Here is a 3,134-nt window from a genome sequence, read left to right on the forward strand (position 1 = left end):
GCCACTGCCGCGAGCATGGCCGCAAGCTGCGCGTGCTGTGGCTCGACGCCCACGCCGATTTCACCACCCACCTGCTCGCGCCCAGCGGCCACCTGCACGGCATGCCGGTGGCCTGCCTGTGCGGCCACGGCCCGCAGGCGCCGGTCGAGCTGCCCTTGAGCAGGGTGCTTGACGAACCCGGGCGCAAGATCGACCACAGCTCAAGGGGGCCGGAGGCGGACGGCGGCGCGGACCCATCGCAGGCCCAGCGGCGGCCGAGCCACAGGCCCTGCTCGGCCACGGAGGGAGGTTCGACCGAGCCGATGTGAAGCATCGGCCCTGTGCGGCGGGCAAGATCAGGCGGCGGTCGGACACCGCTTGCGACGGTGTACCAATGGGCCACCGCCGTCCCTTGGTGCGACACGAAGCCGACCAGCTCCAGCCCGCAGCAGGGGCTGTTCGACGCCGACGTCGCGTTGCGGGAGTGCAGCGGTGATGTTAGGGATGTCGCCCCCAAGCTCGTTTGTTAGGCTGCCCAAGATCAGGCTGCCCAACCCATCGCCACTCCGCGGAGTTTCGACATGACTGCTTCCACCCCCTTGCCCGAGCCGTGCCCTTCGCGATGTCCCAGCCGTTCGTCAGCCATGACCAGCCTCGTGCCGTTGCTGGCGCTGTGGCTGTCATGGGCGCTGACACTGGCGACGCCGCCGGCCTGGGCGGCCAGACCGCCCGCACCAGCCCATCCGTTGGCGGCGCCAATCACGCTGGAAGTGGACGCCACCAACACGGCGCAGTGGATCTACGAGGTCCGCGAAACGGTGCCTGCGTCGCCTGGATCGCTGCGGCTGCTGTACCCGCGATGGCTGCCCGGCTTTCATGGCCCGCATGGCGACACCGGGCAGATCGGCGGGCTCACGATCCAGGCCGGCGGCAAGCGCCTGGCCTGGCGCCGTCCCGCGGACAACCTGAGCGCCTTCGACGTGGAGGTGCCCGACGGTGTCACGCAGGTCGAGGTCAGGTTCCAGTGGCTCGGCAACCCGAAGGGCGGCGAGTATCCACCGCCCATGTCGAAGGACCTGCTGGGCGTGCAATGGCACGGCGTGCTCATGTACCCGGCCGGCCACGAGGCGGCGGCCATCCAGGTGCGGCCCGCACTGCGCTTGCCGGCCGGCTGGCAATGGGGTTCGGCGTTGCGGGCTCGGGAAGAGCGCGACGGCTGGATCCGCTTCCAACCGGTGAGCCTCGAGGCGCTGGTCGACTCACCGGTGTACGCCGGTGCAGCCTACCGCCGCATCGATCTCGACGAGCCGGGTGCAGCCCAGCCCGTCGTCCTGCACCTGTTCACCGACCCAGCCGAAACCAAGGCGCCCACCGATCAGCAGATCGACGCCCATCGCCGCCTCGTCCAGCAGGCCGACCGGCTGTTCGGATGGCGCCCCTGGCGCCACTACGACTTGCTGCTGGCCAACATCAAGGGGATCAGCTTCACGGCGCTCGAACACCAGGAGTCGAGCGAGAACGCCTACGACGGCCGCTATTTCGAAGATTGGGCCACGGCGTCTCGCCGGCGCGACGACGTGGCGCACGAGTTCGTGCACGCCTGGAACGGCAAGTACCGCCGCCCGGCCGACCTGTGGGCGCCAGACTTCAACACCGTGAGCAGCAATGCCTTGCTGTGGGTCTACGAAGGGTTGACGCAGTACTGGGGCATCGTGATGGCCACGCGCAGCGGGCTGATCACCCCCGAGCAGGCGCAACTGCGCTTTGCCAACGGTGCGGCGTGGTACCAGGAACTGCCCGGGCGCCAGTGGCGCAACCTGCAGGACACCACCAACGACCCGGCCGCGCGGTCGTCCGGCCAGGACCGCTGGCCGGCCTGGTCGCGCGGATGGGACTATTACGGCGAATCGGCGCTGCTGATCTGGCTCGACGCCGACACGCTGATCCGCGAATCGACGGACGGGCAGCGCTCGCTCGACGACTTTGCGCGCCTCTTCTTCCGCGGGACAGCGGGTGACAAAGGGCCCGACCTCTACACGTTCGACGATGTGGTGGCGGCGCTGAACCAGGTGCATCGGCACGACTGGCGCACGTTCATGCGCGAGCGGCTCGACCGCACGGCATCCCAGGTGCCGCTGGATGGATTGCGGCGCGCGGGCTGGCGGCTCGACTTCAAGGACCAGCGCAGCGCGCTGCAACTGTCGTCGCTGGACCCGAAGGATCCGACGCTGCGGCTGCTCAACTCCATTGGCTTGGCCATCGGCAAGGATGGCGAAATCAAGGAGGTGCAGTGGGGATCGCTCGCGTTCGGTGCCGGCCTGGCCCCGGGCGACAAGCTGGTCGCGGTGCATCTGAAGGCCTATGACGCCGTGCATCTGGAGGCCGCCCTGGTGGCCAACAAGAGCGGCGGAAAGCCGATCGACTTGCTCGTGCGACGCGATGACGACTTCCGCCACATCGCCTTCGACTACCGCGGAGGACCGCGCCACGCGGCGCTCGTGCGCGTGGACGGCGCGCCGGACCGTTTGGCCGACATCCTTCGGGCGCGCTGACGGCGCCGTGGGGGCGCCACGCGTTGCCGTGGCAGGCCCGGGTTTCGGGGACGCTCTTCGGCAAAGAACGCGTTTGGGGATGCGGTAGTACGTGAGCGGGGTGGTGCGGCGCGTCGGCTCGGTGGCCTCCCAGCGCAAGGGCCTCTACTAGCTGGCCTGCGCACCGCTGCCTCGGGCCGCGGTGGCCGGCAAGATGCGCACGATGGACAACGAATGCATCAGCGCCACCGACACGGACGCAACGGATGCGGTCACGCTCTGCCTGTCCCGACGCCGAGCGCGGTCGCCGGCAGCGAGCGAATTCACCCTTCTCCCGACTGCCGATTTCCCGCATGAAGCACGGCGCCGGGCCAGCCACAATGCGCCCGATGAACCGCCAGATCAGCCTCATCGGAGCACCCACCGACATTGGCGCCGGCAGCCGCGGGGCCAGCATGGGGCCCGAGGCGCTGCGCGTGGCCGGCCTGCAGGCCGCGCTCGAATCGCACGGCCTGGAGGTGGTCGACCGCGGCAACCTGGTCGGTCCGGCCAACCCCTGGCTGCCCCCCGTGGACGGCTACCGCCACCTGCCCGAGGTGGTGGCCTGGAACCTGGCGGTGCACG

The 3,134-nt window shown here is 69.8% G+C and carries 3 protein-coding genes; all 3 read left to right on the forward strand.

Features of this window, described 5'->3' with window-relative positions; translation table 11 throughout:
- Positions 1 to 308, forward strand: a 308-nt coding sequence (locus EOINJALH_RS32455) for an arginase family protein (protein WP_234413584.1), incomplete at its 5' end; no start/stop codon positions are given.
- A gap of 315 nt (positions 309 to 623) precedes the next feature.
- Positions 624 to 2,531: a peptidase M61 gene (locus EOINJALH_RS00580; protein ID WP_158219598.1), complete on the forward strand. Its 1,908-nt coding sequence runs from the start codon at positions 624 to 626 to the stop codon at positions 2,529 to 2,531.
- A gap of 368 nt (positions 2,532 to 2,899) precedes the next feature.
- On the forward strand, positions 2,900 to 3,134 hold a 235-nt coding region (locus EOINJALH_RS00585), incomplete at its 3' end, for an arginase family protein (RefSeq protein ID WP_199873105.1).

The sequence above is a fragment of the Ideonella sp. A 288 genome, from assembly GCF_002198735.1.
Classification (GTDB): Bacteria; Pseudomonadota; Gammaproteobacteria; order Burkholderiales; family Burkholderiaceae_C; genus Pseudaquabacterium.